2 protein-coding genes are annotated in these 1,681 nt (G+C 47.7%); both read left to right on the top strand.

The features are described from left to right. A partial coding sequence (locus tag WBA11_RS05805; RefSeq protein WP_424519768.1) for a tyrosine-type recombinase/integrase occupies window positions 1-538 on the top strand: 538 nt, incomplete at its 5' end. Further along, on the top strand, window positions 522-1,571 hold the full coding sequence (locus tag WBA11_RS05800; RefSeq protein ID WP_424519767.1) for a tyrosine-type recombinase/integrase: 1,050 nt from the start codon (window positions 522-524) through the stop codon (window positions 1,569-1,571). The genes WBA11_RS05805 and WBA11_RS05800, both read left to right, overlap by 17 nt. The last annotated feature ends 110 nt before the right edge of the window (window positions 1,572-1,681 follow it).

The following is a 1,681-nucleotide window of genomic DNA, read 5'->3' as shown; positions in this document are numbered from 1 at the left end:
GCTTTACAGTACCGGTATGCGTACTAACGAGGCTCGTATGCTACAATGTGAAGATGTTGATCTCACCCATGGCATCATCCATATTGCCCATTCTAAAGGGTTGGATCAACACCGAGTGGCCTTGCATCCCACCATGTGGGACTTGTTAAAGCAGTATGACGAGGCGATGGAACGACTGATGCCGGGTAGGAGAATATTTTTCCCGAACTACCAGGGCAACTTTTATGGAATCTCTTGGCAAGCCAAGATCTTTAGAACTATCTGGAAAACCATCTCCAGTGAACCAGCCCGAGCTTACGATCTGCGTAGCCTTTACGCGGTGACCAATATCAATGGTTGGGATTATGACGGTACGGAGTGGTTTGACCAGCTGCTATACTTGAGCCGCAGCATGGGGCACCGGAAAATTGAAAGCACCTGCTACTACTATCAACTGGTTCCTTTGTTCTTTAAGCAATTAGAAGCATTGACCGGGCCAGCGCTTCACGACCTATTACCTGACCTTACTAACTTTTTTGACGATGAAGAAACGGACTGAATCCTTAGTCATTGCTAAGGCAATACGTGAGTGGGAGAACGTATATCTTCCCCAGATCAGGGCACTGAGCCCTCATCCGCTGCGGGCCTACCACGAAGCGATGACCCTATACGCCCTCTTCTTGAAAAATGTCAAGTCAACCAATGGTAACACGCTTTCAGGCGATAGCTTTTCACTAGCGCATATCCAGGAATGGATGTTGTGGCTAAAAAACGAAAGAAGCTGCTCCCCCGCTACCTGTAATCAACGGCTGGCCGGCTTGAAGAACTTTCTTACGTTCTTGAGCAAAAAAGACATTCGCTTTATCCAAATAGCAATGGAAGCCCGGGACGTTAGGCAGATGCGCTATGTCAGACCGGCCCAGGTGGAAATAACCCAAGTGGCTATCAAGACACTTTTTACGGTCATTGATCTGAAAACCAAGATCGGGAAACGTGATTTTACGCTATTCTATCTGATGTACAGTATCGGGGCCCGTATTGACGAGGTGCTCTCGCTAAAAATGGCCGACATCCATCTCCATGAGCCGCATGGTAAAAACTATCTGGCTGTCTTGGGGAAGGGGGCTAAAAGAAGGTCGCCACCCATACTGAAAGAGGTAGCCAAAGTCCTAAAGGGTTACATTGAGATGTTCCATGGCAAACAGCCTCATCCCAATGACTTATTGTTCTTCGGTCAGTATGATGGAGGGAAAAAGAAACTCACTCAAGAAGGGGTCAACAAGCGGCTGAAAATATACGCCCAGAAAGCGCATAGCAGGAATCCCGCCGTGCCCGATCATATGCACTGCCACCAGCTACGCCATGCCCGGGCCAGTCATTGGCTAGAGCAACATCTCAATATCGTAGCCATCCAACGACTGATGGGGCATGCGGACATCAACACGACCATGCGCTATATTTTTGTCTCTACAGAGCAAAAAAATCAGGCGTTGGCAACGCTAGAAGACGATGTTATCAAAGACACCGGTAAAAAGTGGAAGAACATCCGCCAGAAGAAAGACCTACTGGAGTATCTTGGTCTTAAGGAGTAAACACCGCAGGCATGAGCAAGGATGACGCTCTATCGTAGCGTCATCTTTGCTCATTATTAAGGAAATATTATCCTAACTTTTGTGGTGTTAAACCACTGTGAACCAAAGGG

Source organism: Rubrivirga sp. (assembly GCF_049648075.1).
Classification (GTDB): Bacteria; Bacteroidota; Rhodothermia; order Rhodothermales; family Rubricoccaceae; genus Rubrivirga.
Note: the sequence above shows the minus strand (reverse complement) of the source record. Positions and strands in the feature narration are given on the sequence as shown.

Coding starts and splice junctions, on each gene's coding strand:
- WBA11_RS05800 (WP_424519767.1), top strand. CDS start 522: ATGAAGAAACGGACTGAATCCTTAGTCATTGCTAAGGCAATACGTGAG.